The following is a 24,059-nucleotide window of genomic DNA, read 5'->3' on the forward strand; positions in this document are numbered from 1 at the left end:
TGCTTTATGACTTAAAAAGTACTTCTTTCCAGTTCTTCCACCGGTAAACCAGGGAAAATACCAAAATCATTAACGGATAAAGCAGGAACATGGTTACATACATATCCCATCCCAGTGTGGGAGGAGATACATCCATAAACAAGGCATCCGTCTGTAATACCTGCCATTCATTGGTTACGATGATGATTCCAAACAGGTTATTGGCCAGGTGAAATCCCCACGACAGCTCTATTCCGTTGTCCAAAATAGCAATTAATGTGGTAAATAGTCCGGATATCACGTAATAAATCACAGCGAACAGACCGAGCTCTTCTATTTCAGGATTCATCAGATGAAGCGCCCCGAAAAGAATGCCTGTGATAAAGACCAGGTAGATACCTTTCTGGGTCATTTTTCCAAAAAGTTGAAGTAAAAAACCACGAAAGAAAGTTTCCTCGAATCCCGTTTGGATCGGGACAAGCAGCAGTGCGATCATCACCAGGTAAACGAACTTTTCACTCTGGAAATTCCAAACCAGGCGGTGGTTGAAATCAATAAACGTCAGGAAGAAAGATGCCAGCATGATCGCCGACCACAATCCGAATGAGAAGAAAAACCGCTTGAAATCAAAGCAATTCCGGGCTGTAAAAAAAGTTCTCAGCGGCCTGTGAAAGAGAAAACGGGAACACAAAGCAATCGAGAGAAATCCAATCAAAAACGGCAGCATGTTGATCAGAAAGAAAACATTCTTCGACACGTATTTATGAAGTTCTCCGATATCGGAACCTGCCGGTGTGATATGTTGCTTTATCAATCCGACCAGGAAGGGACTCAGAATCACCAACCCGAATAGAATAACCATCACGGCCAGTAAATAATGCCGGATGCCAATAGCAGGTTCGAGTGGATTTGTAAATCGTCTCATTATGTAAAGCTAGTGAAAAGAATTCCTCTTTTTTCAAGGAATGCTTATTTAGAATTTATAAAATTCAGACTCCTGAAAAGAACATTCTCGTTTTCTGCAGGTTAGTTCGGGATGGTTTTTGAGAAGGAATGAACGGGAGGAGGTATGTTTTGTTTCTTCGAAGTGCTGAAAGCCCCGTTCCTACTGGCAAACAGATGGATGCCTATTCATCTTTTATCTGCTTTACCCGCATTCCCGAAACGGAAGATTCTCATTTGTTCAATTGAATATTGAAAGATCGAAAGGCGTGTGTATGCATGTTCGCGATATTGCATACAGCCCCTGCTATTACTGGGAAAATAGACATAACTTGTCCCGCCGCCGCGGGATGTCTATCCGGGTTTCCATCCCAATGCTGATCATCTCAAAACAAAAAAACCGGACAACATTCTGTCCGGCTCTTTCTATTCTATCACTTGTAATTCTATTCCTTATTGAAACATATCCTTCATACGTTGGAAGAATCCACGCTCATTCTGTCCCGGATTCGGCTTGAAGTTCTCACTGGAGCGCAATTTCTCCAGGATTTCCTTCTCCTCTTTACTTACCTTTTTCGGTGTCCAGACATTGATATGTACGAACAAATCTCCGTGTCCGTAGCCTTGAAGAACCGGAAGTCCTTTTCCTTTCAGGCGCAGCATTTTTCCACTCTGCGTTCCCGGTTCCACTTTAATTTTTGCTTTTCCGGTTACGGTCGGCACTTCGATTGTTTCACCCAGCACAGCATCCACAAAATTCACAAATGCTTCGTAGTGGAGGTTTTCACCGTCTCTTCGCAATTCTTCATGCGGCTGTTCTTCGATCACCACGATCAAATCTCCCGGGATTCCGTTGAACGGCCCTGCATTTCCTTTCCCGGAAACACTCAACTGCATGCCTTCTTCTACTCCTGCCGGAATTTCGATTTCGATCACTTCCTCCTGGCGCTTCAATCCCTGATTGTCTGCATCTGCCGGTTTCTGATCAATCATTTTTCCTGCTCCCTGACAAGTTGTACAGGTAGACTGCGTCTGCATCGCACCGAGGAAAGTTTGAGCTACACGCGTAATTCTTCCCGAACCGTTACAGGTTGCACAAGTCTTATAGGTAACACCTTCTGCATTTACCAGTTTGTTAACCTTGATCTTCTTGGTTACCCCTTCAGCAATTTCTTCCAGGGTCAGTTTCATTTTAACGCGCAGGTTCGTTCCGCGAACGACCCGCTGACCGCCTCTTGACCCGCCAAAGCTTCCGCCGCCGAATGCACCGCCGAAAATATCTCCGAACTGAGAGAAGATATCGTCCATGTTCATTCCGCCACCAAAACCAGCATTTCCACCCAAACCGGCATGACCATACTGGTCGTATCGCGCTTTCTTGTTCGCATCGGAAAGTACTTCGTATGCTTCAGCCGCTTCCTTGAATTTTTCCTCCGCCTCAGCGTCACCCGGATTTTTGTCAGGGTGATATTTCAAAGCCATTTTACGGTAAGCCTTTTTAATATCTGCTTCCGACGCACCCTTTGAAATGCCAAGAACTTCGTAATAATCTCTTTTATCCATATTCAATCACTTCTCGTGAATCACCTTTTCTTAATTTCCTACTACCACTTTCGCAAAGCGGATCACTTTATCATTCAGGTAATATCCTTTTTCCACATCTTCGATGACCTTTCCTTTCAAATCTTCAGACGGTGCAGGAATGTTTGCAATCGCTTCGTGCAAATCCGCATCAAAAACCTGATGTTTTGCTTCCATCTGTTTCAATCCTTTTGCTTCCAGACTAGTTCTCAATTTGTGGTGGATCAGTTTGAACCCTTCTTTTACAGCTGAAAGGTCTTCAGAATTCTCGTTATTTGCAATCGCTCGTTCGAAATCATCCATTACGGACAACATATCTTTCAAAACACCTGCACTTGCAGTTGAGATTAATTCGAGCTTTTCTTTATTGGTACGTTTACGGTAATTGTCAAATTCCGAATACAGACGTAAGTATTTGTCGTTCAAGGCAGCAACCTGATCTTCAGCTGAGGATGCAGCCGATGTTTCTGACGAATTGTCAGCATTTTCCAGCTGCTCATTCACTGCTTCACTCTGGTTTCCCTGGTTTTGAGCGTCAGTATCCTGGTTAAATTCTTCGTTTTGAATTCCTTCTTCTGCCATTTTGTTGATTTTTTTGTTTCTCTTAGTCAAGGACCTTGCCATTACGGGAAAAGCGACAAGGTGACAGGGAAACTGACAGAAAAACCGATTTTGGGGTGGTTCATGAAAAAAGGGAACGGAAAAAGTGGCAATACTGATTGTTTTACCTTATGCGTTGCCTGAAGATACCGGTGATTGGAAGTTTTTATCGGCAAATGGGGTTTAGTAGTATAAAAAAGTTCAAAAGTTCAAAAGTTCAAAAGTTCAAAAGTTCAAAAGTTCAAAAGTTCAAATAATCAATTTACAATTTTTTTGAACCTTTCTTCTTTTTGAACGATGTGAAGACTCTCATACATTTGAAAAATTATCACTTTATACTTATACTGCTTTCTTTCAAAAAAGATCGGTGGCAACGATACTTAAGGTGATGTAATTGACCGATTTTTCTCCTGCATCTACGTGCAGCAAATCGTCCATATACCCGATTCCATAAGTCCATTTTTCATCTTTGGATTTATAGGTAAACACTGCCGAAAGACGGGTTTCTCCGTATTCAAAATGTTCCCACTGCTGTGTTTCTTCTTCAAATTCGGTGGAAAACAAGAACTCACAACCGGCAATCAGTTCCAGGCGTTCATTGCGGCTAAGCGCAAACTGACTTTGAAACTTCAAGCGGGAACGAAATGCAGTAGACACTTTCCACTCTCTGAATTCGGGATTATAGAATCTCCGATATTCCTGTCTGAATGTAACAGAAGGAATCCATTTTTTCTTCCAGCTTTTTGTAATCCGGGAATAAAGCCGGAATTCCTGTTTGAATTTGTCTTCGGCGGCTAAATAAGGGGATACTTTTTCGTATTCATTCTGATGACGGTAACTAGCAGCCAAAGAAACGCTCCAGGTGGGTTTGAACGCGAATTTTACTTCCTCATTCACCACCAGGATTCCCAGCCGGTCAAAGACATTGGAGTTATCGACAGTACTTTGTCCGGCGATTCCCATATAAGTCATCGAACGGAATCTTCCCGCTGAATCCAGCTGCTGATCCAAACCAACTGCGAACCAGAGATTCATTTTCGAATTACTACCCAATCCAGGAGGAGTCAACTGCCCGAAAACAGACAGGGAACAACTCAAAACCAAAAAGAGAATACCTTGTTTCATCGCGATAAAAAAATGCCGGGACTTCGACTCCGCTCAGTCCCGGCGTGTTTTTGTTACTTGTTAATGTTCATCAGTACGGACGGATCCTGTTTTTCTCCGCTGGCCGAATAAACCACTTTCTGATCTCCGAACGTTCCCTCGAGTTCAATTTCGTAGTACACTTTCTGACCGATTTCAATGCGCTTAGCGTCGTCCAGTTTGGCGTTATTCGACTCTGCTTTCACTTTGTTGAGTACTACGGCCGGAACTGCAGTAATTTGAATTTCCTGTTCCACTTTCAGAATCGTTCCTTGTTTATTTACCCAGACTTCGTAATCGTCTTTTCCCAAATCGAACTCAGCTTCGTAGATATCGCCTTTGATTTCCCAATCGAGGTCTTTTGCATCCGGGTATTTCGTCATAACTGCATTGATCACAACCGATGGAATTTCCTGTTGATCAACGGCGGTGCTTGCACACGAAACAAATGCGGTTCCCAAAAAACCTAACAGCATCAATTTTAACCCTTTCATATTGTTTTTGTTTGAATGATGATACAAACTTAGCCGGCAAATCGGGAAAGAATTGGGAATAATGGGAAGAGCATGGAAATAACGTTCTTTTTTACCACAAAGGCGCAAGGGCACGAGGATTTATATGACTTCCTCAACCACATAGAATCATAGAGCACATAGATCACCAGACCTGATTGAAACGCAAAGATGCAAACAGTGCGAAGGTTCACTCCATGAACAATTCATCTGCGCAATATGTGTAATCTGTGAAATCCGCGGGAGAAAACAACAAAACACCAGTTTTACGAAAACCACACCCTAAAATGGTGTTGGGAAGCCGAATACGCATAGGTAATTCGATAGCCGGAAACATCGGTGATGGATTTTACGATGGCTAATCCCAATCCGGTGGAGGCTTTGTCTTTGGATTCTTTGTAGAAACGCGTGAATACGGCCTGCTGATCCAATGATTTTTCCGATCCGGAGTTACTTATCTCGAAGAAATTAGCGCCAATCCGGACTTCTATCACACCGTTTTTGACATTATGACGAATGGCATTCTTAACCAGGTTTGTCAGTAAAATGCGTGCCAGTTCGACATTGATTTTTACCTCCAGCCGGTTTTCTTCCGCCACATGCAATTCGAGTTCTTTGTGTGCAATCTGGTCTTCAAAATCGCTTAAAACAGACCAGATCAATTCGTTCATGTTGATTTTTTCCTCGTTCAAAAACTGTTTGTTCTCAATTTTAGAGAGAAGCAACAGGGATTTGTTCAGACGGGTCAATCGCTCCAGTGTTTCGATGGTTTGAAAAACCTCTTTTACCAGTTCTTCCGACAATTCCGGGTTTTCTGCCAGTAACTGCAGTTTATTCAATGCAATAGCCAGCGGAGTTTGTAATTCATGGGATGCATTTTCAATCAGCTGTTTTTGATTATGGTAAGACCGGACCGTATTGTCCAATACATCCATGATGACGGTATTGAGTAGCTGGAACTCCATGATTTTGGATTCAAGCGGAGCTACTTCTTCATTTTTACCCAATTTAAAGCGGCTTAATCGATTCAAAAAACCGAAAAAAGGCTTCCACATACTTCTTAAAACGAGTACATTGATGATCAAAATGGTCACAATCAAGGTGATGTAGAGCCACAACAAGGAATAAAACAAATCTTCAATCAGGTCGTCTTCCTCCACCATCGAAGAAATGACTTTGAGCTGGTAAAATTTATGTTCTTCTCCTTCAAAGACGGTTGTGAGCATGCGCACAGGTTCCAAATCGTCTTCATTCTCCATGTACATCAGCGTGTCCTTATAGTCATCAAAATGGCGTAATGCCTGGTGTTCCGGAATTTCACGGATAAAGTAGTTTCCTTCGTCGAAATTACTTTTATGAAGCACCGTAGAATCCAGTTCCGCCTGGTGAATGATCAGCAATTTGGAATTGTCCAATCCGTCATCAATGCTGTCATGCACCTCATCGATCATGTTTACATAAAAGATGAATGCCCAAACCGACAGCGCAATAAGCAGTGCCGCCGACATAAAGATGACTGTACGCTGAATTAATTTCACGATTCGATGAGTTTATATCCGACTCCGTAAATGGATTGTATTTCGATACCTGATTCCAGGTCGTTCATTTTCTTCCGCAGGTTCTTGATTTGCGAATAGATAAATTCAAAATTGTCCGATTCGTCAATGTTATCTCCCCAGACATGTTCAGCCAATGCAGTTTTATGCACCAAACGCCCTTTGTTTGAAATGAGGTACATCAAAATAGCGAATTCTTTGCGGTTCAACGTAACCGGTTTTCCGGAGATCACAACCGTTTGGTTGGTCACATCCACCTGGATATTCCCGATTTCCACCAAGGAATTCCCGTCAAACTTCTTACGCCGGATAATGGAACGGATTCGTGCTATCAGCTCCGAAAAATGAAAGGGTTTCGTCAAATAATCATCTGCACCGAGATTCAATCCTTCCAGTTTATCATCCAGCGAATTCCGTGCGGAAATAATCAGTACTCCTTCCGACTTGTTGTGATTTTTGAGTTCCTGGAGTAATTCCAGTCCACTTCCATCCGGCAAATTCACGTCGAGCAGAATACAATCGTATTCATAAATCAACGCTTTGTCCAGCGCATCCTGCAGGTTCGACGCAGATTCTACCACGGCATTTTCCTGTTTCAGCGCCCGCTCAATGGATTCGAGCATTTCCGGTTCATCTTCTACAATGAGTACTTTCATAGATCAAAGTTCCTTTAAAAATCTGAAAAAAATCTGGAATTTGGTGTATTCGGGAGAGCGCATACTCAGTGAGAAGTCATTTTTACCGTAAAAAAGACGCGCGAGGGCACAAAGCTTTATCACTCATCTGCAGGAAACAATAAACCACATAGCAACATAGCGCACATAGTTCAGATAGAACTCGTCTGTGGAAGTCTGTATGATCTGCGTGAAAAGAACCACATAGAAACGTAGCACGCATAACTCAAGAGATTATTCATCTGCGAAATCAGCGGTATTAGCGGGAGAATCACCCACAAAACATCAAAGAACACACCGATTTTCTGAAACAGAAGCGCGGGAAAAAAGTTATCGGGCAGTACAACGACAATAAAAGCCTTTGAAAAATACCTGCGTAAAAAATAAGCCCTAAATTTGTACTCTCATTATCTGATTGCATGCTTCGTCCTTTTCGCGATGTTTTTAAGCTTCTTATTTTCTGGATTGTCTGTTTTGACATTCATCGGATTCTTTTCTCTATCCATCACTGGGGAAAATTGAAGGATGTAGGCCTGGGTGAATGGCTGTTGAGCTTCGTTTATTCTTTCCGTCTGGATCTGGCAACAGCTGCCGGACTTTCAGCGATCCCATTCTTATTCCGGTTGATTCAACACTACAGCAACTGGGTTTGGTGGAAACGCCTTTTCCGGATTTCGCTTGTTGCATCGATTGTGTTCCTGGTATTGGTTCAGGCCGGCGAAATTGTGGCTTACGGAGAATGGAACCACAAACTTACTTCGCGCGTATTCATGCACCTTTCCCACCCGGATGAGGTAGCCCGGACAGCAAACTATTCGATGATTTTCTGGTACATTTTGTACGCTTTGATTCAGCTCGCAGCGTACCTTGTGCTTTCGAGGTTATTCTTCCGAAAAAGAACCCCGGAGCTTGTCACTATCCGGCATGCCTTTGAATGGGGCGCTTTACCGGTAACATACGCCATTGTTGGTTTCCTTTTCTTTATTTTTCTCCGCGGCGGATTTCAGCCTGTGCCGTTGAACATCAACGCATCCAGCTATTCCAATAAAACGATTGCCAACGATATTTCGATCAATTCGCTTTATTTTTTCGGAAAGAGCTACCTGCTTTACAATCGCTCCGAAATCGATGCATTTATCCCGAAAGTAGACAAAGCACTGGCAAGAAAAACGGTGGAAGAATGGTACAGCTATCCGAAAGAGCATTCCAACTATTTCCTGGAAAATAACCGGCCGAATGTCGTGTTCATTGTGTTGGAAGGATGGTCTGCCGAAGCAATCGGAAGCATGAGCGTAAACAAAGGCGCTACTCCGAATTTTGATAAGCTGACTAAAAACGGTGTTTTATTCACCAACATTTACGCCACCAGTACTACTTCTGAAATCGGGAACTCCAGTATTTTCAGCGGACATTATACCCTGCCGGAAGTGTCCATCACCATGCAGCCTGAAAAGTACCGCAAACTCCACTGTTTAAATGAAGACATGGAAGCCTGGGGGTATCATAGTTCGTACATCTTCAGCGGCGACCTGAAATATGGGAACATCGGTGGTTATTTCATGGATCACGGTTTTGACGTGGTGAAAGACGAAGCGGATTTCCCTTCGGATTTACCCCGCGGAAAACTCAATTTCTACGACCGGGATTTGTATAAATTCCTCATCCGGGAGATCAATAACAACAAAAAACCGTTCCTGCAATGTGCCTTTACGGGAAGTACGCACGCTCCGTATGACCAGCCAAAAGGAAAAGGAAAACATTTTACCGGTGAAGAAGCAGATTTCATGAATGCTTTGGTGTATTCGGATGAATGCCTGGGTGAGTTTATGCAGAACTGTAAAAAATATCCATGGTACAAAAACACCCTTTTTGTCTTTGTTGCCGATCATGGACATCCTGCTCCGGGAATATCTGATCCGGGAAAAGGGAAGTTCTACCACATTCCGCTCTTGTTTTATGGAGAACCGATCAAAAAATCCTATCGCGGTAAACGCATGGATGTTATCGGATCGCAGGCAGATATTGCTGCAACGCTACTCTACCAAATGAAAGGAAACACGGCAAGATACCCGTATAGCAAGGATTTGATGAATCCAAAAGTTCCTTTGTTTGCGTTCCATGCCATTATTCGCGGGTATGGCTGGGCAACGGATAAAGGAAACTTTACCTATAACATGGAGCAGAAGATTTTCATCGACAGTACTTTCTCCGGGAAAGACTTCAAACGCGAACAATTAAACTGTTCCTATTTCCTGAATACGCTCTACGAAGATTATAAAAAATTGTAAGTTCTTTTGATTTATTGAATTGTCGGGAAAAGAGCCGTAACTTTGTAGCCCTATTAGTGTAAACATGTCGTCCAAATTGATCAATATCCGGAATTTAAACCAGGAAGAACTGAAAGCAGCAGTGGTTGCTTTGGGGGAACCTGCATTTCGTGCCAAACAGGTATATGACTGGATTTGGAAGAAACAGGTACACTCTTTTGAAGCAATGGGAAACATTGGTAAGGGCTTGCAGGAGAAATTACAGCAAAGCTTTTATTTTGACGGCATCACGGTAGAAGATCAGCAGGTTTCATCGGATAAAACGATCAAATGTGCTTTCGGAATCGAAGGACAAACACAGGTAATCGAAGGCGTTTTAATCCCGACCACTTCCCGGATGACAGCGTGTATTTCGTCCCAGGTGGGATGCAGTTTGTCCTGCGCGTTTTGTGCAACGGGCCGTCTGAAAATGATGCGCAACCTGAGTGCGGGCGAAATCGTGGATCAGGTGGTTTACCTGAAAAACCTCGCAAGCAGTAAATACAATACCAATCTTTCCAATATCGTGTATATGGGAATGGGGGAACCTTTGCTCAACTACAAAAACGTAGTCCGCAGCACAGAAATCCTGACTGACGAAAACGGATTGGGCATGTCGCCGAAGCGCATCACGGTTTCCACTGCCGGAATTGCCAAAATGATCAAAAAACTGGGCGACGATCAGGTGAAGTTCAACCTCGCGTTGTCATTGCACGCCGCAAACGATGTGAAACGATCCAAAATCATGGACATCAACGAAACCAATAACCTGGAAGCACTTTCCGAAGCATTGGTTTATTTCCACGAAAAAACCGGGTCACGCGTCACCTTTGAATACATCATTTTCAAAGATTTCAACGACGGACTGGAAGATGCGCGGGAACTGGCTGATTTTGCCAAAGTCGTTCCGTGTAAAATCAATATCATCGAATACAACCCGATCGACGGTGGCGAATACCAGCAGGCGGACCGCCAAAAAGTAGATGATTTTGCCCGTTTCCTGGAAGAAAAATGCAACCTGATTGTCAACGTGCGCAGAAGCCGCGGAAAAGACATCGATGCTGCCTGTGGTCAGTTAGCGAATAAAAACAAGATGATCGACAAACGCGTTTTGAAAGCGGGGTAATCGTTTTAATTACGAATTACGAATTACGAATTACGAATTACGAATTACGAGTTACGAATTCTAAGTTTGTTTTTCGAAGATCAGCTGTTGCAAAGTTACTTGCTATTCATTCTCAGATATTATCCATCCCAAACTTTTCCATTCTAAAATTTCAATTTTTCCAGTCCTGACAGAACTTTCTCCCAACTTATTTTCAATTTTTAAATTTTGAATTTTGAATTAAAGTACATTTGTATTCATGACAGTGAAGGAGATTTTAGCACCCATTGAGACCGAAATGAAATTGTTCGAAGTTCGTTTCCATGAGAGCATGAAGTCAAAAGTTCCTTTGCTGGACAAAATCACGCATTACATCATTCGCAGAAAGGGCAAGCAGATGCGCCCGATGTTCCTGTTTCTCACGGCTAAAATGCTTGGAGAGATCAACGAGAAAACTTATCAGAGTGCTTCACTGGTCGAATTGCTGCACACAGCTACGCTGGTTCATGACGATGTGGTAGACGATGCCAATGAGCGCCGCGGATTTTTCTCCGTGAATGCCTTGTGGAAAAACAAAATTGCTGTACTCGTCGGTGACTACATGCTGTCGCGGGTATTGCTCCATTCCCTGGAAAATGACAATATCCGTGCACTTCAGATTGTGGCGCGTGCCGTCCGCGAAATGAGTGAAGGAGAATTGCTCCAGATCGAAAAAGCCCGCAAACTGGATATTACGGAAGAAGTCTATTTTGATGTCATCCGCCAGAAAACAGCGAGTTTGATTGCAACCGTTTGTGAATCAGCCGCTGCTTCCGTTGACCGCGAAGACATGGCAGACCGCATGCGTCTCTTCGGTGAATTGGTCGGGCTTGCTTTCCAGGTAAAAGACGATATTTTTGACTATGGAACTCCCGGAAACATCGGGAAACCAACCGGAAATGACATCCGTGAACGCAAAATGACACTTCCGCTCATTTATGCACTTCGCCACAGCGATCCTGCCGTTCGGAAAGAACTCATGAACATTGTGAAAAACCACAACGAAGAGAAGAAATACGTACAACGCGCCATCCATTTGGTCATTGAAGCCGGCGGAATCGAATATGCACACAAGCGCATGCTGGAATTGAAAGCAGAAGCGTTGAATTTGCTGACTGATATTCCGGACTCCGAATCCAAACGGGCACTGATCGGCTTGGTGGAGTACACCGTTACCAGAGACAAATAAATTGAAAAGGGATCATTGAGAAGGCATTGACAGCCCGATTGATTGGATGCAGCCTTCGACTTAGTTCGGCAAACTCACCACAAGCCGCTCAGTCAGCATCCAACCAATCTTCTCCATTTTGAATTCTCCATTTTCAATTTATATTCAACTTGTATCCGAAAATTTACGTTCTGAAAAGATATGTGCGTTTTTGCACTCCGATAATTATCGGGATTAAGTATCTTTGAATTTATATTAAAGCAAGCATGAAGCAATTATTCGGTCTTATTTTCATTACTGCGGTTTCACTCGCTGTGAGCAGTTGCGGAGAAGAGAAAAAAGCTCCTAAAAAAGAGAAAACGGAGGATTTGGTAGAGATCAAAAACGGGATCTATACCGAATACTATCCGGGAAGAAAAGCGATTAAATTCCGCGGACCACAAGATAAAGATAAGCAACGTAACGGGCGCTGGTTTTTCTACGACGAGCGCGGGAATGAACTTTCCATGACCGAATACGTGAACGGAAAGAAACACGGTTTCATTTTTGTACGTTACCCGAACGGGACGATGCGTTATACCGGAGAATTTAACATGGATACAGAAGCAGGCGTATGGAAATTCTATAACGAAGATGGAACCATTCAAAACGAAAAAGATTACGGAAACAAAGAAATTGTACAGTAAATAACATGTCCAGAATTCCCCCGCATATTATCGATGAAATCATGCAGGCTTCCCGGATTGAGGAAGTTATCGGGGAATTTGTGAACCTGAAAAAATCCGGCTCCAACCTCAAGGGACTCAGTCCGTTTGTCGATGAGCGAACGCCATCATTCATGGTTTCTCCCGCCAAACAGATTTTTAAGTGCTTTTCTTCCGGGAAAGGAGGAACGGTGGTGAGTTTCCTGATGGAAAAGGAACACTTCTCATACCCGGAGGCCCTTCGCTGGCTGGCCGATAAATATGGAGTTCAGGTTCCGGAAGATGAACCGCAGTCGGCAGAAGAAATTGCGGCTATTTCGGAACGTGAAAGCTTGTACATCATCAACGAATTTGCGAAAGAGCATTTCATGCACAACATGCACGAAACCAACGAAGGTCAGAACATTGGTCTCTCCTATTTCGAAGAACGCGGATTCCGGGCGGATATTATCAAGAAATTCCAGCTCGGTTACTGTTTGAACTCGGGAGATGCATTTACCAAAGCCGCGCTCGCAAAAGGATATAAAAAAGAATACCTCGAATCCGTCGGATTGACCAAAACGAAGGAAGACCGCAGTTTTGACTTTTTCCGCGGACGTGTGATGTTTCCCATCCACTCTATTTCCGGGCGGGTACTCGGATTTGGTGGTCGAACGCTGATTACGGACAAGAAAATTGCCAAGTATTTCAACTCGCCGGAAAGTATCATTTACAACAAAAGTGAGATTCTTTACGGTTTGTACTTTGCAAAAGGCGATATCATCAAATACGACAATTGCTTTCTCTGTGAAGGATATACCGACGTTATTTCAATGCACCAGGCCGGAGTTGCCAATTCGGTAGCTTCTTCCGGAACATCGTTGACGAAGGAACAGATCAAACTGATCAAACGCTATACGCAGAACATTACCATTCTCTATGATGGTGACGCGGCCGGGATCAAAGCCTCTTTCCGCGGAATCGACCTGATCCTGGAGGAAGGAATGAACGTCAAAGTGGTGTTATTCCCCGATGGAGACGACCCGGATTCGTATTCCAAAAAGGTCAGCACGACCGAATTGATGGATTTCATCAAGGCCAACACGAAAGACTTTGTGAGCTTCAAAACCTCGCTCCTGCTTGCGGAAGGAAACAACGATCCGCTCCAGAAAGCACAAATTATCCGCGATGTGGTTCATTCCATTTCCCTGATTCCGGACCAGATTACGCGTTCGGTGTTTACAACGGAAATTGCGCGCCAGTTCGGGATGGACGAAACCATTGTGATCGGCGAGTTGAACAAACTCCGCAAAAACCAGATTGCAAAGGAACTGGATGAGCCGATAATTGCTCAGAATCCGGAAATCACCGACACCTTCACCACGCCTACTCCACAAGCTACAACCGCCACGGAAATAAAAACTCCGTATGCGCGGGAGGAATATGAGTTGATGCGCATTTTGGTGAAATACGGCATTTTTGCGATCACTACAGACCATATCGACGAACACGGAGTGGCACACACCGTAGAAGTCAGTGCAGCAGAGCTCATTCATCACGAACTGTCGAAAGATGAACTCACCTTTCAATATCCGCTGTTCCAGGAAATCTACCAGCAGATCGTAAATGGTTTAGCAGATAAAACACTTTACAAAATTTCCTACTGGCTTCGCCACGAAAACCCGGAAATTGTGCAGTGGATCACGGAAATTGAAACCGAGCAGTATGAATTAAGCCCCAAGTGGCTTTCCAAATACAATGTCGACACAAACCGCGAGATTGACAAACTGAAGACCACCGTGATGAGTGGTATTTACGCATTCAAGAAGTTGCGGGTCATGCAGCGCATTGATGAAATCCGGAAAGAACTCAACGAATTGGGAGAAAATCTCTCCGGCGAACAACTCCAGGATTTGCTTTCCGAACAAATTGTGATGGAACGCGTGAAGATGTCGATTATGGGTAAACTGAATCAAACGCTGCATTAAACGCCTATGAATGAGACACTCTTTTGGTTAGGCCCCTATGCGGTTTGTATGTGGAACATCCTCATTATCGCCATCTCCTTTTTCGGAGCTTATGTCCTGAGGAAAATCTTCCGCCGTTCGGTGAAACGCTACCTGACTTCTGCCAACATTCACCTGGAAGGAAGAAAAGCAACCTGGTTCAGATTATTAAGCCAAAGTGGTTTTGCACTGGCGGGATATATTTCCGTCATGAGTTTCAATATCAATAACGAATCTGTGACCTTCGGGGAATTCCTGGATTACAACTTCATTGATACCTCGAAAATCAAAATCAGTTTCGGAAATGTCGCATTAGTAATTCTCATCATCTTCCTGTCGCGGGTTGTTCTGAACATCGTGCGCCTGTTTATCCAGCGCCGGTTCCAACGCGCCAAACGAATGGAAATCGGGACGGAATACATTTACATCCAGGTTGCCAAATACATCATTGCGATCATGGCTTTCGTTTCCATTCTTGCTGCTCTGGATGTGGATGCCAAGATCTTCCTGGGAGGTTCTGCCGCTTTATTGGTCGGAATCGGGCTTGGGCTCCAGGATGTATTCAAAGACATGTTTTCCGGCCTTGTCCTGCTTTTCGAAGGAAGCATCCGCGTGGGGGACGTGGTGGAAATCAACGATGGAAAATCATCCGAACCAATGGTTGCCAAAATCATCCGGATCAATGTCCGTACAACCCAAATCGAAACCCGTGACGGAAACGTCCTCATTGTTCCGAACGCCAAACTGACCCAGGAATACATCGAAAACTGGAGTCACGGCAGCACGCTTTCCCGTTTCCGCATCCCGGTAACGGTTGCTTTCGGGAGCGATACGCAACTGGTGACCGAACTGCTGAAGCAAGCCGTCCTAAGTCATCCGCTGGTAAACAAATCGAGCGGTGTGAGTGTGCGTTTGAATGATTTCGGAGAAAACGGTCTGAAAATGGAAGTGATTTTCTGGGCAGACCAAAGCTGGGACATCAGCATCTGCAAATCGGAGATTCGGTTCGAGATCGACCGCCTGTTCCGGCATTACCAAATCCGGATTCCATACCCGCAGAGAGATATCCGCGTTTCTGATAACAAAAACGAAACGGGCAGTTCTGAAAGGTAATTTAAGCCATTGGTTTTCTTCCCGAACGCGAATACTTTTCTGCTTCGTTATCCGCAATTAAAACCATTCTTATTGTATATTTGCACCCTATGAAAGCAGAAGTTAAAGCACTAATTGATGCGATGAGCAAACGTTTTACGTCGCATCCCTGGCATGGAATTGAAATGGGGGAAAAACAACCGGCAATCGTGAATGCCTATATTGAGATCATCCCTGCGGATTCCATTAAATATGAAGTTGATAAGTCTTCCGGATACCTGATGGTAGACAGACCTCAGAAATTGTCTAATCACATGCCGTGTTTGTATGGTTTTGTTCCGCAAACATACTGTGATACGGAAGTTGCTGCTTTTTCCAATGAAAAAACAGGAAGAACAGACATCGTTGGTGATGGCGATCCGTTAGATATCTGTGTGCTTTCCGAGCGTTCATTCAACCACGGAAATATCTTGTGTGAAGCAAAGGTGATCGGAGGTTTTCGTATGATCGACGGTGGTGAAGCAGATGACAAGATCATCGCTGTTTTGAAAGGCGACCAGGCTTACGGTTCGGTGGAAGACATCAGCGAAATGCCGAAAATGGTGATTGACCGCGTACGCCACTTCTTCCTGACTTACAAAGATTTGGATGGAGGTGCTAAAAACGTAGAGATCACACACGTTTACGGAAAAGAAGAAGCTTTCGAAGTCATCAAAAGATCCCACAACGATTATACAAACAAATACGGGAACGCCGATGATAATCTGGCTTCCGCACTAGAGAAATTGTTGGGTTAATCCCAACATTTTTTTTGTCTGATAATTCAAATTCACTGTTATGAAACATGTATTTACGACCGTTATATTCGCGCTTGGATTCAGCGCTATTTCTAACGCACAATTAGCTCCGCAGCCGAGTCCTGCCTGTAAACTGGAACAAACGATCGGTTTGACGGATGTGAGCATTCACTATTCCCGTCCGAGTAAAAAAGGACGTACGATTTTTGGCGACGTCGTTCCTTTCGGAGAGATTTGGAGAACCGGGGCGAATGAAAACACGACCTTTACCAATTCCGATCCGCTGATCTTCGGAAAAGACAGCTTGAAGCCGGGAACGTATGCCTTGTACACCAAGCCGGGGAAAGATTCCTGGGAGTTGATTTTCTACACGGCTACGGACAACTGGGGAACTCCGGAGAAATGGGACGACAAGAAAGTGGCGTTGAAAGTTTCTGCCAAACCAACTGCGTTGAAAGAGGCTGTTGAAACTTTCACCATTTCCATCGACGGACTGGAATCTGTAAATGGTGCTACCCTGACCCTGAAATGGGATCAAACGGCGGTTGCTTTTCCGTTCAGTGTCCCAACAGACGCAAAAGTGATGGCAAACATCAACAAAACGATGGCCGGGCCTTCTGCAAACGATTATTTCGGTGCTGCAAATTACTACCTGGAGAACAAGAAGGATTTGAAAAAAGCATTGGAATGGGCTACCAAAGCATCCGACATGAACCCGGAAGCATTCTGGATTCTACGCACCAAATCATTGATCCAGGCAGAACTGGGCGACAAAAAAGGAGCGATCGAATCTGCGAAAAAAGGATTGGCTTTAGCGGAAAAAACGAAGTACGACAACTATACCAAAATGTTCAACGACTCGTTGAAAGAGTGGTCGAAATAAGCATCAGATCCCTTCCAAACCGGAAGGGATTTTTTTTGTCCCTGTAACCAAACAAAAAAACAGGCATTCTTCTTGCAAGGCATTTTTGCGTAATTTAGGGCAAGTCGATTAACTATGAGAGTTGGGTTCATCATTATTTGTATACTGACCTGCTGGGTCACGGGATTCGCGCAGCAAACCATTTCCGACGATGTATTTGACTTCGGAAAAATCGACGCTTCATCCAAGCGCTACATTGATCTGACGATCGGGAATCCAAAGCAAAGCAAAATCTATATTTTACGGGTCGAACACAGTCCGGAAGTGACCTACCGGTTGACTTCCGACCTCATTGCACCGGATTCGTCCATTCATTTGCGTTTACAGGTCAACCCGAAAAAAGCGGGGGCTTTCAACTACGTAGTGAAACTGCATTTAAGCGATCAGACCAATGCTCCGGTGGTGTATCATTTGAAAGGAACACTGACCGAAGAACCCGGCGGTGAAAATTACATGACTCAATGTCCGGATTTCAACGCTGCACCGGTACGCGGCAACAAATCCAGTGAACTCGAAATCATCACCATCGATAAGGAAACCAAAGAACGGTTGTCTAAAACGGTTGTGAGCATCATTCACAACGGTCAGCCGAGCGGTACGTGGATTACCGGAAGACTCGGATTGTTCCGGGAAAAACTTCCTCCGGGATTTTTCTATTTCATCGTGAGCAAGGAAGGCTATCTGACCAAAGAAGCCGGTGTGTATGTTGGTCCCGAAATCTCGGAAATCACCATTCCGCTTTCAAAAGATCCGAAGTTTGCCGCTCCTCCTGTTCCCGAGCCGGAACCGGAAATCATCGACATTGCGGAAGAGTTGCCGAAGCAGGAAGCTCAGAAACAACTCGATCAGCAGATGGTTACCGAAAAAGTAGACCCTGTCGTTGCTAAAACAATCCCGGAACTGGCTGCTATTCCTGCTGAAAATTTCGACGCGGATTACTTCAAAGACGTCAATGTGGTTTTTGTACTGGATATCTCCAGCTCCATGAAAATGGGTGAAAAGATGGAACTCATGAAATACTCCCTGAACCAGCTGGCAGCCAAACTGCGGCCTCAGGACAAAATGGGTCTGGTGACCTATTCCAATACAGCAGAAGTATTTCAAAGTCCCACATCCGGTGATCACAAAGAGGAACTACAAAAATCCATTTCCAACCTGAAACCGCTCGGAATGACAGCCGGAGGAAAAGGAATCAAGCTCGGGTACAAGGAAGTGATGAAAAACTACGATCCGAAGAAAGCCAACATGGTAATCGTTATCACGGATGGAGCATTCAATAAAGATTCGGATGATTACGAGAAAACGGTGCAGAAATATGCCAAAGACGGTGTCATTTTCTCCGTAGTCGGGATTCAGGCACGAGATAAAGATGCTGTTTTGATGCAGCAGGCGGCGGAATCCGGTCACGGTCGTTTTGTTCCGATTCAAAAACTGGCTGATGCGCATTCCAACCTGACAACGGAAATCCGGATTGCTTCGTTCAGAGCAGCAACCAGATAAAATCAATGTTTGAAAAACGATTCCGGATGTATTAAAAACACAATCCGATTCATAATTAGTTTATAGCTTTGTCTCAGTTTTAAATGAAACGTCAATGAAATTCTCCTTCTTAAGGAAAAAGTGGTTCAAAATACCCTACACCATCCTCCTCTACGGCTTTGCAGCCTATGGTTTTATTCTCACCGCAACCTATTTTGCCGTTAAGTTCAACTGGACAAATGAAGGCGGATCTGTTGACGCAAACAACCGCTATTTTGCCGAAATGCACGACAAGTATGACCAATCTTTCAAGGTCGATTCGGTATCGATGGTCAAACACCGTTTCGAGGTGCTGAACCGGATTATGCTGGTCAATGAATTTTACCCGAAAAATGCCAATTACATTCTCTCTGTTTACAACGAAAACAAGGACGAAAAGCTGGCCTTACGCATGCTCGATGCGGTAGATCTTCAGTTACTGAAAAAGAACAAGGCTTATCGCAAAGCCGTTTCGAAATGGAAGCACAAACAACAAAAAGCGCCGCAAAAAACAACCGGTTTAAGTGTGTTTGAATGGATGAACATTGCCGAATGGCAGGATTTCAAACAAGCTGTTACCAAGGACAAAAAGTACATTGATTCGGTGTATCACGTTACCGGAGTGGAGCCAAGACTAATCGTGGCCTGCCTGGTCGGGGAGCAGATTCGTTTGTTCAATTCCAGCAGGGAATCCTATAAGCGCTACATCGGTCCGTTAAAGGTTCTGGCCCTGGAAAACCACTTGTCTTACGGAGTAACGGGAATCAAGAACGGAACAGCCATTACAATCGAACGTTACCTGAGAGAAAAGGACAGTCCGTTCTACCCGGGCGAAAAATATGAACGGTTACTGGATTTTGATTCAACAGCCAATTATGCCACTAAAGCAAATGACACATTGGATGTTCGATTACAGCGTTTGGTACAGTGGGAAAACCATTATTATTCGTATCTTTATACTGCTTTGTTCCTGCGGGAGATTAAATCCCAATGGGAAAAAGCCGGCTACCCGATCGATGACCGTCCTGAAATCCTGGCTTCCCTGTTCAATCTCGGGTTCCAGCGTTCTTCTCCAAAGCCCAATCCGGCGGTTGGAGGTTCTGTCTACAAGATTAAGAATACGGAGTATACGTTCGGTTCGGTAGCTTACGAATTTTACTTCAGCGGTGAGCTCGCGGATGTGTTCCCTTACCGGAAGCAGTCTTTTGACGAACCCCGTACGGTGATCAAACGGAGCATTCCGGAAACAACCAACTGAAAATGAATCGCATGTAATCACTTTCCAACCGTTAAGACATAAAAATGTGAGGTGATGATGAATGTTGACTCACATAAAATATAAATACAATTGAATCGTTCAAAGAGTTTTATTTGAACTCTTTAAATTGTTGAACAGATTGAATTTCATTCACACAAAGAAACAAGATTCAATCACCTGAACTTCAGGACGCTATTTTTAATTAAATTGCTTTTTTAACTTAACATATAAACACTATTTCATTATGAGAACCAGCAAATACATTCTCACCGCTGACGACTACGGAGCGATTGACTACATTGACCAGGGCATCATCAAAGCAATCCGCGCGGGTAAAATCAACTCTGTGGCGTGTTTTGCCGTGCGTTTTGACCGGAACGGCGAAACAGAACTGCCCGAACGCATTCAGAAACTGCTTGATTTACGGAAAGAAGGTTTCGAGTTTTCCATCGGCTTGCATTTTTGCATTACGGCCGGTTTTTCCAACGATATCGATACGATGCTTTATGGAAACTCCCTGACCAAACTCAGCAAGAACAAGAAAAGACAGGATTTCAAATCTGCCATAAACTACCGCTTCAACCAGGTTGACCCCGATGACCTGGAAAAAGAGCTCCGTTCCCAAATCAACATTTTGCAGGAGCTACTCGGAGACGAAAAAATCGATTCGATTTCCAATCACCACGGACTGGTATACATCAATACAAATCTCTTTAAACCTTATGCCCGTGTTGCTGCGGAACATCATATTCCGGTGCGTGCACCGCTTACCTGGCGCAAAGCCGGGCTGGAAGTGAAAAACTGGGATCGTAAGCTATTCAACGCAACTATTCGTGAAGGAGTAAAACTCAAAATGCTGGATCAGCTGCGAAACGCACTGGATTCCAAGAGCCGCATCAAGGTCGCACGGGATCTCAACCTGATTTATCCAAGCTGCCTGGTGGACGAATTTTACGGCCAACCTTTTAAACCAAACCTCGAATTGCTGTTCCAGGCATTCAAAGATGCTACCTTCAGTGCTGAATTCATGTTTCACCTCGCTGATGCCGAATACCGCCTGCAAAAGGGACTCAATGAAGATCAGAGCGACCAGATTCAGACTTATCCGGGCATTGACAGCGGGTATTTCAAATGGCGTGAAATGGAATTCAATACCCTGATCCACACCGATATTCCTGTTCAGCCTCCACGAACGGTTTTCAGAGGCCTGGAGGAAATTGACCGCGAAAAACCGGTTTGGATGATCCATCCCGGGAAATAATCCGATGGGTATTTTCATCCTTCAAATGATACAAGAGTGGTTTCAACGAACTGCTCTTTTTTGTGTTAAGGAAAAATAACGTTCATTTGACCTGAATTCAAGCGAAAAAAGACATCTTTGTGTTCGTTAGTCTTCAACTCAAAATCCAAGCTTATGATCCGCGTATTTTATACACACGAAAATGAACTGGTTTGGGAAAAATATCCTGAAAAAGTAGCTCTCGATCCGAACCGCAAGTATTTGTGGATCGACCTGCTACATGCCAGTCAGGAAGAAAAACAGCATGTTTCTGATTTCTTCCAGGTAAAACTGCCAACTTACAAGGAAGCCGTCGAGATTGAGAGTAGTTCGCGCTACTCCGAGGACGCCGTTTCCATCAAGGCAAACAGCGGATTTTTAAAGGATGAAGAACAACCCCGGATTCACCAGGTTTCGTTTCTGCTGAAAGGCAATACACTTTTTACGGTTCGCAATGTGGAACTGCAGTCTTTTGCCGAAGTCGTGAAAAAAATCAAGGTTTCGCGCCAGGATTTCATTCGTTCCGGTTCGCAAATCTGGGTACTGCTACTCGAAACCCGTATCGACCTGGATGCAGACTACATTGAGAGTTTGACACGCATTACGAATGTCATCAACCGGAAAGTGCAGAGTTTGTCGGATCCGGAAGAAAAAACGCTCCGTAAAATTGCGGAATTGCAGGAAAACACGATTCTGATCCGCGAGAGCATTACCGATAAGCAGCGCCTGATTTCGGCTTTGATGCGCTCTCCTTTCATCGATCACGATACCAGCGAACGCTTGCGGGTGATTATGAAGGACGTGATGTCGCTCTTGCAGCACACGCAGTTCAGTTTCGAACGCCTGGAATACTTACAAGACACGTTAATGGGTTTGGTAAACATCGAGCAAAACAAGATTATCAAAATCTTTACGGTCGTTTCGGTGGTCTTCATGCCTCCCACCCTGATTGCGAGTATTTACGGGATGAATTTCCGGGCCATGCCTGAATTGAACTGGGATTACGGTTATCCGGTAGCGGTGATCCTGATGGTGGCGTCTTCGGCCTTTACGCTGCTCTTTTTTAAGCGGAAAAAGTGGCTTTAGAAAATAGGTATTACAATACAATCTCTGCGTTCTTTGCCCCTTTGCGGTTCATTAAATTTATGCTTTTGTCTTAAACGCAAAGAATGAAAGGGCGCAAAGAGCCAAATGCGGATTCTTGTAAACAACTTTAAATGAAAAAGGTGACTGACACTTCGACTCCGCTCAGTGTTCAGTCACCTTTTGTACTAAAAACGCTATTATTTGGTAACAGGGATAGTCGCTGTTATCTTAATGCTGTTTCCTACATCACCTCCTGATTTTCCTACGTTGTAGGCAGAACGGTCGATGCTGAATGAAGCAACGAATTTTCCTTTGCTTCCGGATTTACTGAATGTGAATGGAATCGTTACATCTTTGGTCACATCTTTCACCTGCAGTTTTCCTTTTACGGAATATCCTGAAGCCGTTTTTTCGAAGGAAGAAGAGGTGAATTTGATGTTCGGATATTTCTCCGCGTTGAACCATTCGTCACCTACGGCATGTTTGTTTTGCAAGCCATTTCCGGTATTGATGGAATTCACATCAATGGTCATGACAAACTTGGAAGCTGCCAGTTTTGCCTCATCAAAGTTGATCGTTGCCGAAAAGGTTTTGAAGACTCCGTCTACCCCTTTTGCTGAAAACTCGATGTTGTAATCCTTCGCTACTTTCCAGGTCGCAACCTGTGTGAACGCAAATACTCCCCCGATCAGGAGGAGTACCGACATAAAAAAAGCTGTTTTTTTCATGTATTATTCTTTTACCAACTCTAAGTCACAAGTTACTTTGATCTCGTCGCTAGCAGCGTTTGTAGGAGTTGAAGCTCCAACACCGAAATCCAATCTGTTGAATTTTCCGGTCATTTTGAAACCACTTACTTCTTTTTTACTCATCGGGTGAGTGATTGTTCCGTTGTAAACAGCAGTCATTGTTACTTCTTTTGTTACACCGTGCAAAGTCAAATCACCTACGATTGTGTATTCGTTTTTCACTTTCGGAGATTTTGTGAAAGACTTGCTCACGTAAGTGAATTTCGGGAATTTCTCTGCGTCGAAGAAATCAGCACTTTTCAAGTGACCATCACGCATTTCGCTTCCTGTGTTGATGCTGTTGACATCTCCTGTTACTTCTACTTTCGCATCAGAAAAATCTTCTTTTGTTGCGGAGATTTTCACTTCGTAGTTGTTGAAGCTTCCGTTCAGATCAGAAAGCCCCATGTGTTTTACTGTAAAACCTAGTCGGGAGTGTACGGAGTCTGAAGACCAAATAGAAGAAGTTGCAACTGTGAAAGAGAGCATTAAACCTGCAAAAGCAGCTGCTACAATTGTTACTGGACGTTTCATATATGTTTGTTTTTAAATTATCGGAAGCAGTGCTTCCTCTTGTTTGTTAATTAATTACTTGTTTTCAATTTCCAAAAGAACGGAACCAACGCTAAGAAGGAAAGTGTCGGGAAGAAGTGCATTGGAATAGCCAGTCCCGGGAACATTTCAGGGAATTCTACATCCAAAGGCAGTTTGAAGCCCAACACACCGATGACACTCACAAAGCTCAAAATACAGTAAAGTACATTCAACCACGGAATGAATACCGGTTTTTTCAGTTTGGAGATGATCACATACCCCATTGCCATCAACAGGCAGCCCAGGATGCTCGACAGCACAATTCCGGTAATGGTCAGCACGTTGCTGAAATCAATATAGAATGCTTTGCTGTAAATTTCATTGTATGCAATACACACGCCGCTGGATAAAATCCCGCTGGTCAATCCCAATAATAATCCTTTTGTAAAGTTCATTTCTTTTATAAAGCGACAAACTTACTACTCTGAATC

The 24,059-nt window shown here is 44.0% G+C and carries 22 protein-coding genes; 12 read left to right on the forward strand and 10 right to left on the reverse strand.

Annotated elements, in window-relative coordinates:
- Nucleotides 1–4 precede the first annotated feature (4 nt).
- From ABDV94_RS06045 to ABDV94_RS06075, 7 genes are all read right to left on the reverse strand, one after another.
- Entirely contained in the window at nucleotides 5–904 is a 900-nt protein-coding gene (locus ABDV94_RS06045; RefSeq protein WP_343605652.1) for a CPBP family intramembrane glutamic endopeptidase, read from the reverse strand.
- Between the two features lie 470 nt (nucleotides 905–1,374).
- Nucleotides 1,375–2,484: a molecular chaperone DnaJ gene (gene dnaJ / locus ABDV94_RS06050; protein ID WP_343605654.1), complete on the reverse strand. Its 1,110-nt coding sequence runs from the start codon at nucleotides 2,482–2,484 to the stop codon at nucleotides 1,375–1,377.
- Between the two features lie 30 nt (nucleotides 2,485–2,514).
- Entirely contained in the window at nucleotides 2,515–3,084 is a 570-nt protein-coding gene (locus ABDV94_RS06055; RefSeq protein ID WP_343605656.1) for a nucleotide exchange factor GrpE, read from the reverse strand.
- 372 nt (nucleotides 3,085–3,456) lie between these two features.
- Nucleotides 3,457–4,227: a DUF2490 domain-containing protein gene (locus ABDV94_RS06060; RefSeq protein ID WP_343605658.1), complete on the reverse strand. Its 771-nt coding sequence runs from the start codon at nucleotides 4,225–4,227 to the stop codon at nucleotides 3,457–3,459.
- A 53-nt stretch (nucleotides 4,228–4,280) separates the two neighbouring features.
- Nucleotides 4,281–4,739: a PepSY-like domain-containing protein gene (locus ABDV94_RS06065; RefSeq protein WP_343605660.1), complete on the reverse strand. Its 459-nt coding sequence runs from the start codon at nucleotides 4,737–4,739 to the stop codon at nucleotides 4,281–4,283.
- Between the two features lie 284 nt (nucleotides 4,740–5,023).
- A complete protein-coding gene (locus ABDV94_RS06070) occupies nucleotides 5,024–6,295 on the reverse strand; it encodes a HAMP domain-containing sensor histidine kinase (RefSeq protein WP_343605661.1) in 1,272 nt (423 codons plus the stop codon).
- Nucleotides 6,292–6,969: a response regulator transcription factor gene (locus tag ABDV94_RS06075; protein WP_343605663.1), complete on the reverse strand. Its 678-nt coding sequence runs from the start codon at nucleotides 6,967–6,969 to the stop codon at nucleotides 6,292–6,294. Before ABDV94_RS06075 ends, ABDV94_RS06070 begins: the two co-directional genes overlap by 4 nt.
- A 437-nt stretch (nucleotides 6,970–7,406) precedes the next feature.
- On the opposite strand from ABDV94_RS06075, the gene ABDV94_RS06080 reads away from it, so the two are divergent.
- From ABDV94_RS06080 to corA, 12 genes are all read left to right on the forward strand, one after another.
- Nucleotides 7,407–9,275, forward strand: coding sequence for a sulfatase-like hydrolase/transferase (locus ABDV94_RS06080; RefSeq protein ID WP_343605665.1), 1,869 nt, complete (start codon nucleotides 7,407–7,409; stop codon nucleotides 9,273–9,275).
- A 64-nt stretch (nucleotides 9,276–9,339) separates the two neighbouring features.
- On the forward strand, nucleotides 9,340–10,419 hold the full coding sequence (gene rlmN, locus ABDV94_RS06085) for a 23S rRNA (adenine(2503)-C(2))-methyltransferase RlmN (protein WP_343605667.1): 1,080 nt from the start codon (nucleotides 9,340–9,342) through the stop codon (nucleotides 10,417–10,419).
- 238 nt (nucleotides 10,420–10,657) lie between these two features.
- Nucleotides 10,658–11,626, forward strand: a complete 969-nt coding sequence (locus tag ABDV94_RS06090) for a polyprenyl synthetase family protein (protein WP_343605668.1) — start codon at nucleotides 10,658–10,660, stop codon at nucleotides 11,624–11,626.
- Nucleotides 11,627–11,871: 245 nt separating this feature from the next.
- Nucleotides 11,872–12,291, forward strand: coding sequence for a hypothetical protein (locus tag ABDV94_RS06095; RefSeq protein ID WP_343605669.1), 420 nt, complete (start codon nucleotides 11,872–11,874; stop codon nucleotides 12,289–12,291).
- Between the two features lie 5 nt (nucleotides 12,292–12,296).
- A complete protein-coding gene (gene dnaG, locus ABDV94_RS06100; protein WP_343605670.1) occupies nucleotides 12,297–14,276 on the forward strand; it encodes a DNA primase in 1,980 nt (659 codons plus the stop codon).
- 6 nt (nucleotides 14,277–14,282) lie between these two features.
- Nucleotides 14,283–15,407: a mechanosensitive ion channel domain-containing protein gene (locus tag ABDV94_RS06105; protein WP_343605672.1), complete on the forward strand. Its 1,125-nt coding sequence runs from the start codon at nucleotides 14,283–14,285 to the stop codon at nucleotides 15,405–15,407.
- A gap of 122 nt (nucleotides 15,408–15,529) precedes the next feature.
- A complete protein-coding gene (locus tag ABDV94_RS06110; protein ID WP_343606274.1) occupies nucleotides 15,530–16,183 on the forward strand; it encodes an inorganic pyrophosphatase in 654 nt (217 codons plus the stop codon).
- Nucleotides 16,184–16,223: 40 nt separating this feature from the next.
- Nucleotides 16,224–17,066 (forward strand): DUF2911 domain-containing protein, encoded by an 843-nt coding sequence (locus ABDV94_RS06115; RefSeq protein WP_343605673.1) that lies wholly within the window; start codon nucleotides 16,224–16,226, stop codon nucleotides 17,064–17,066.
- A 114-nt stretch (nucleotides 17,067–17,180) separates the two neighbouring features.
- The gene (locus tag ABDV94_RS06120) at nucleotides 17,181–18,605 is read left to right on the forward strand and encodes a VWA domain-containing protein (RefSeq protein WP_343605674.1); all 1,425 of its coding nucleotides are present in this window, start codon (nucleotides 17,181–17,183) and stop codon (nucleotides 18,603–18,605) included.
- Between the two features lie 94 nt (nucleotides 18,606–18,699).
- Nucleotides 18,700–19,881 carry a hypothetical protein gene (locus tag ABDV94_RS06125; RefSeq protein ID WP_343605675.1) on the forward strand — a complete coding sequence of 394 codons (1,182 nt, stop codon included), beginning with the start codon at nucleotides 18,700–18,702 and terminating at the stop codon, nucleotides 19,879–19,881.
- A 244-nt stretch (nucleotides 19,882–20,125) separates the two neighbouring features.
- On the forward strand, nucleotides 20,126–21,142 hold the full coding sequence (locus ABDV94_RS06130) for a ChbG/HpnK family deacetylase (RefSeq protein WP_343605677.1): 1,017 nt from the start codon (nucleotides 20,126–20,128) through the stop codon (nucleotides 21,140–21,142).
- A 153-nt stretch (nucleotides 21,143–21,295) separates the two neighbouring features.
- Nucleotides 21,296–22,246, forward strand: a complete 951-nt coding sequence (gene corA / locus ABDV94_RS06135) for a magnesium/cobalt transporter CorA (RefSeq protein ID WP_343605678.1) — start codon at nucleotides 21,296–21,298, stop codon at nucleotides 22,244–22,246.
- Nucleotides 22,247–22,443: 197 nt separating this feature from the next.
- Here corA and ABDV94_RS06140 read toward each other — a convergent pair whose 3' ends face one another.
- The 3 genes from ABDV94_RS06140 to ABDV94_RS06150 are packed head-to-tail and all read right to left on the reverse strand — an operon-like array spanning nucleotide 22,444 to nucleotide 24,023.
- Complete coding sequence (locus tag ABDV94_RS06140) at nucleotides 22,444–22,953, reverse strand: YceI family protein (RefSeq protein ID WP_343605680.1); 510 nt, start codon at nucleotides 22,951–22,953, stop codon at nucleotides 22,444–22,446.
- Nucleotides 22,954–22,977: 24 nt separating this feature from the next.
- On the reverse strand, nucleotides 22,978–23,568 hold the full coding sequence (locus ABDV94_RS06145; protein ID WP_343605682.1) for a YceI family protein: 591 nt from the start codon (nucleotides 23,566–23,568) through the stop codon (nucleotides 22,978–22,980).
- A gap of 50 nt (nucleotides 23,569–23,618) precedes the next feature.
- Nucleotides 23,619–24,023: a hypothetical protein gene (locus tag ABDV94_RS06150; RefSeq protein ID WP_343605684.1), complete on the reverse strand. Its 405-nt coding sequence runs from the start codon at nucleotides 24,021–24,023 to the stop codon at nucleotides 23,619–23,621.
- Nucleotides 24,024–24,059: the final 36 nt, after the last annotated feature.

It is taken from the genome of Fluviicola sp. (genome assembly GCF_039596355.1).
Lineage (GTDB): Bacteria > Bacteroidota > Bacteroidia > Flavobacteriales_D > Crocinitomicaceae > Fluviicola.

What these genes read in the sequence shown, in the direction of transcription:
- ABDV94_RS06060 (WP_343605658.1), bottom strand. Translation starts at nt 4,227, where the DNA reads ATGAAACAAGGTATTCTCTTTTTGGTTTTGAGTTGTTCCCTGTCTGTT.
- ABDV94_RS06055 (WP_343605656.1), bottom strand. Translation starts at nt 3,084, where the DNA reads ATGGCAGAAGAAGGAATTCAAAACGAAGAATTTAACCAGGATACTGAC.
- ABDV94_RS06080 (WP_343605665.1), top strand. Translation starts at nt 7,407, where the DNA reads ATGCTTCGTCCTTTTCGCGATGTTTTTAAGCTTCTTATTTTCTGGATT.
- ABDV94_RS06140 (WP_343605680.1), bottom strand. Translation starts at nt 22,953, where the DNA reads ATGTCGGTACTCCTCCTGATCGGGGGAGTATTTGCGTTCACACAGGTT.
- rlmN (WP_343605667.1), top strand. Translation starts at nt 9,340, where the DNA reads ATGTCGTCCAAATTGATCAATATCCGGAATTTAAACCAGGAAGAACTG.
- ABDV94_RS06115 (WP_343605673.1), top strand. Translation starts at nt 16,224, where the DNA reads ATGAAACATGTATTTACGACCGTTATATTCGCGCTTGGATTCAGCGCT.
- ABDV94_RS06120 (WP_343605674.1), top strand. Translation starts at nt 17,181, where the DNA reads ATGAGAGTTGGGTTCATCATTATTTGTATACTGACCTGCTGGGTCACG.
- ABDV94_RS06090 (WP_343605668.1), top strand. Translation starts at nt 10,658, where the DNA reads ATGACAGTGAAGGAGATTTTAGCACCCATTGAGACCGAAATGAAATTG.
- ABDV94_RS06150 (WP_343605684.1), bottom strand. Translation starts at nt 24,023, where the DNA reads ATGAACTTTACAAAAGGATTATTATTGGGATTGACCAGCGGGATTTTA.
- ABDV94_RS06095 (WP_343605669.1), top strand. Translation starts at nt 11,872, where the DNA reads ATGAAGCAATTATTCGGTCTTATTTTCATTACTGCGGTTTCACTCGCT.
- dnaJ (WP_343605654.1), bottom strand. Translation starts at nt 2,484, where the DNA reads ATGGATAAAAGAGATTATTACGAAGTTCTTGGCATTTCAAAGGGTGCG.
- dnaG (WP_343605670.1), top strand. Translation starts at nt 12,297, where the DNA reads ATGTCCAGAATTCCCCCGCATATTATCGATGAAATCATGCAGGCTTCC.
- corA (WP_343605678.1), top strand. Translation starts at nt 21,296, where the DNA reads ATGATCCGCGTATTTTATACACACGAAAATGAACTGGTTTGGGAAAAA.
- ABDV94_RS06065 (WP_343605660.1), bottom strand. Translation starts at nt 4,739, where the DNA reads ATGAAAGGGTTAAAATTGATGCTGTTAGGTTTTTTGGGAACCGCATTT.
- ABDV94_RS06125 (WP_343605675.1), top strand. Translation starts at nt 18,700, where the DNA reads ATGAAATTCTCCTTCTTAAGGAAAAAGTGGTTCAAAATACCCTACACC.
- ABDV94_RS06105 (WP_343605672.1), top strand. Translation starts at nt 14,283, where the DNA reads ATGAATGAGACACTCTTTTGGTTAGGCCCCTATGCGGTTTGTATGTGG.
- ABDV94_RS06110 (WP_343606274.1), top strand. Translation starts at nt 15,530, where the DNA reads ATGAGCAAACGTTTTACGTCGCATCCCTGGCATGGAATTGAAATGGGG.
- ABDV94_RS06145 (WP_343605682.1), bottom strand. Translation starts at nt 23,568, where the DNA reads ATGAAACGTCCAGTAACAATTGTAGCAGCTGCTTTTGCAGGTTTAATG.
- ABDV94_RS06075 (WP_343605663.1), bottom strand. Translation starts at nt 6,969, where the DNA reads ATGAAAGTACTCATTGTAGAAGATGAACCGGAAATGCTCGAATCCATT.
- ABDV94_RS06130 (WP_343605677.1), top strand. Translation starts at nt 20,126, where the DNA reads ATGAGAACCAGCAAATACATTCTCACCGCTGACGACTACGGAGCGATT.
- ABDV94_RS06045 (WP_343605652.1), bottom strand. Translation starts at nt 904, where the DNA reads ATGAGACGATTTACAAATCCACTCGAACCTGCTATTGGCATCCGGCAT.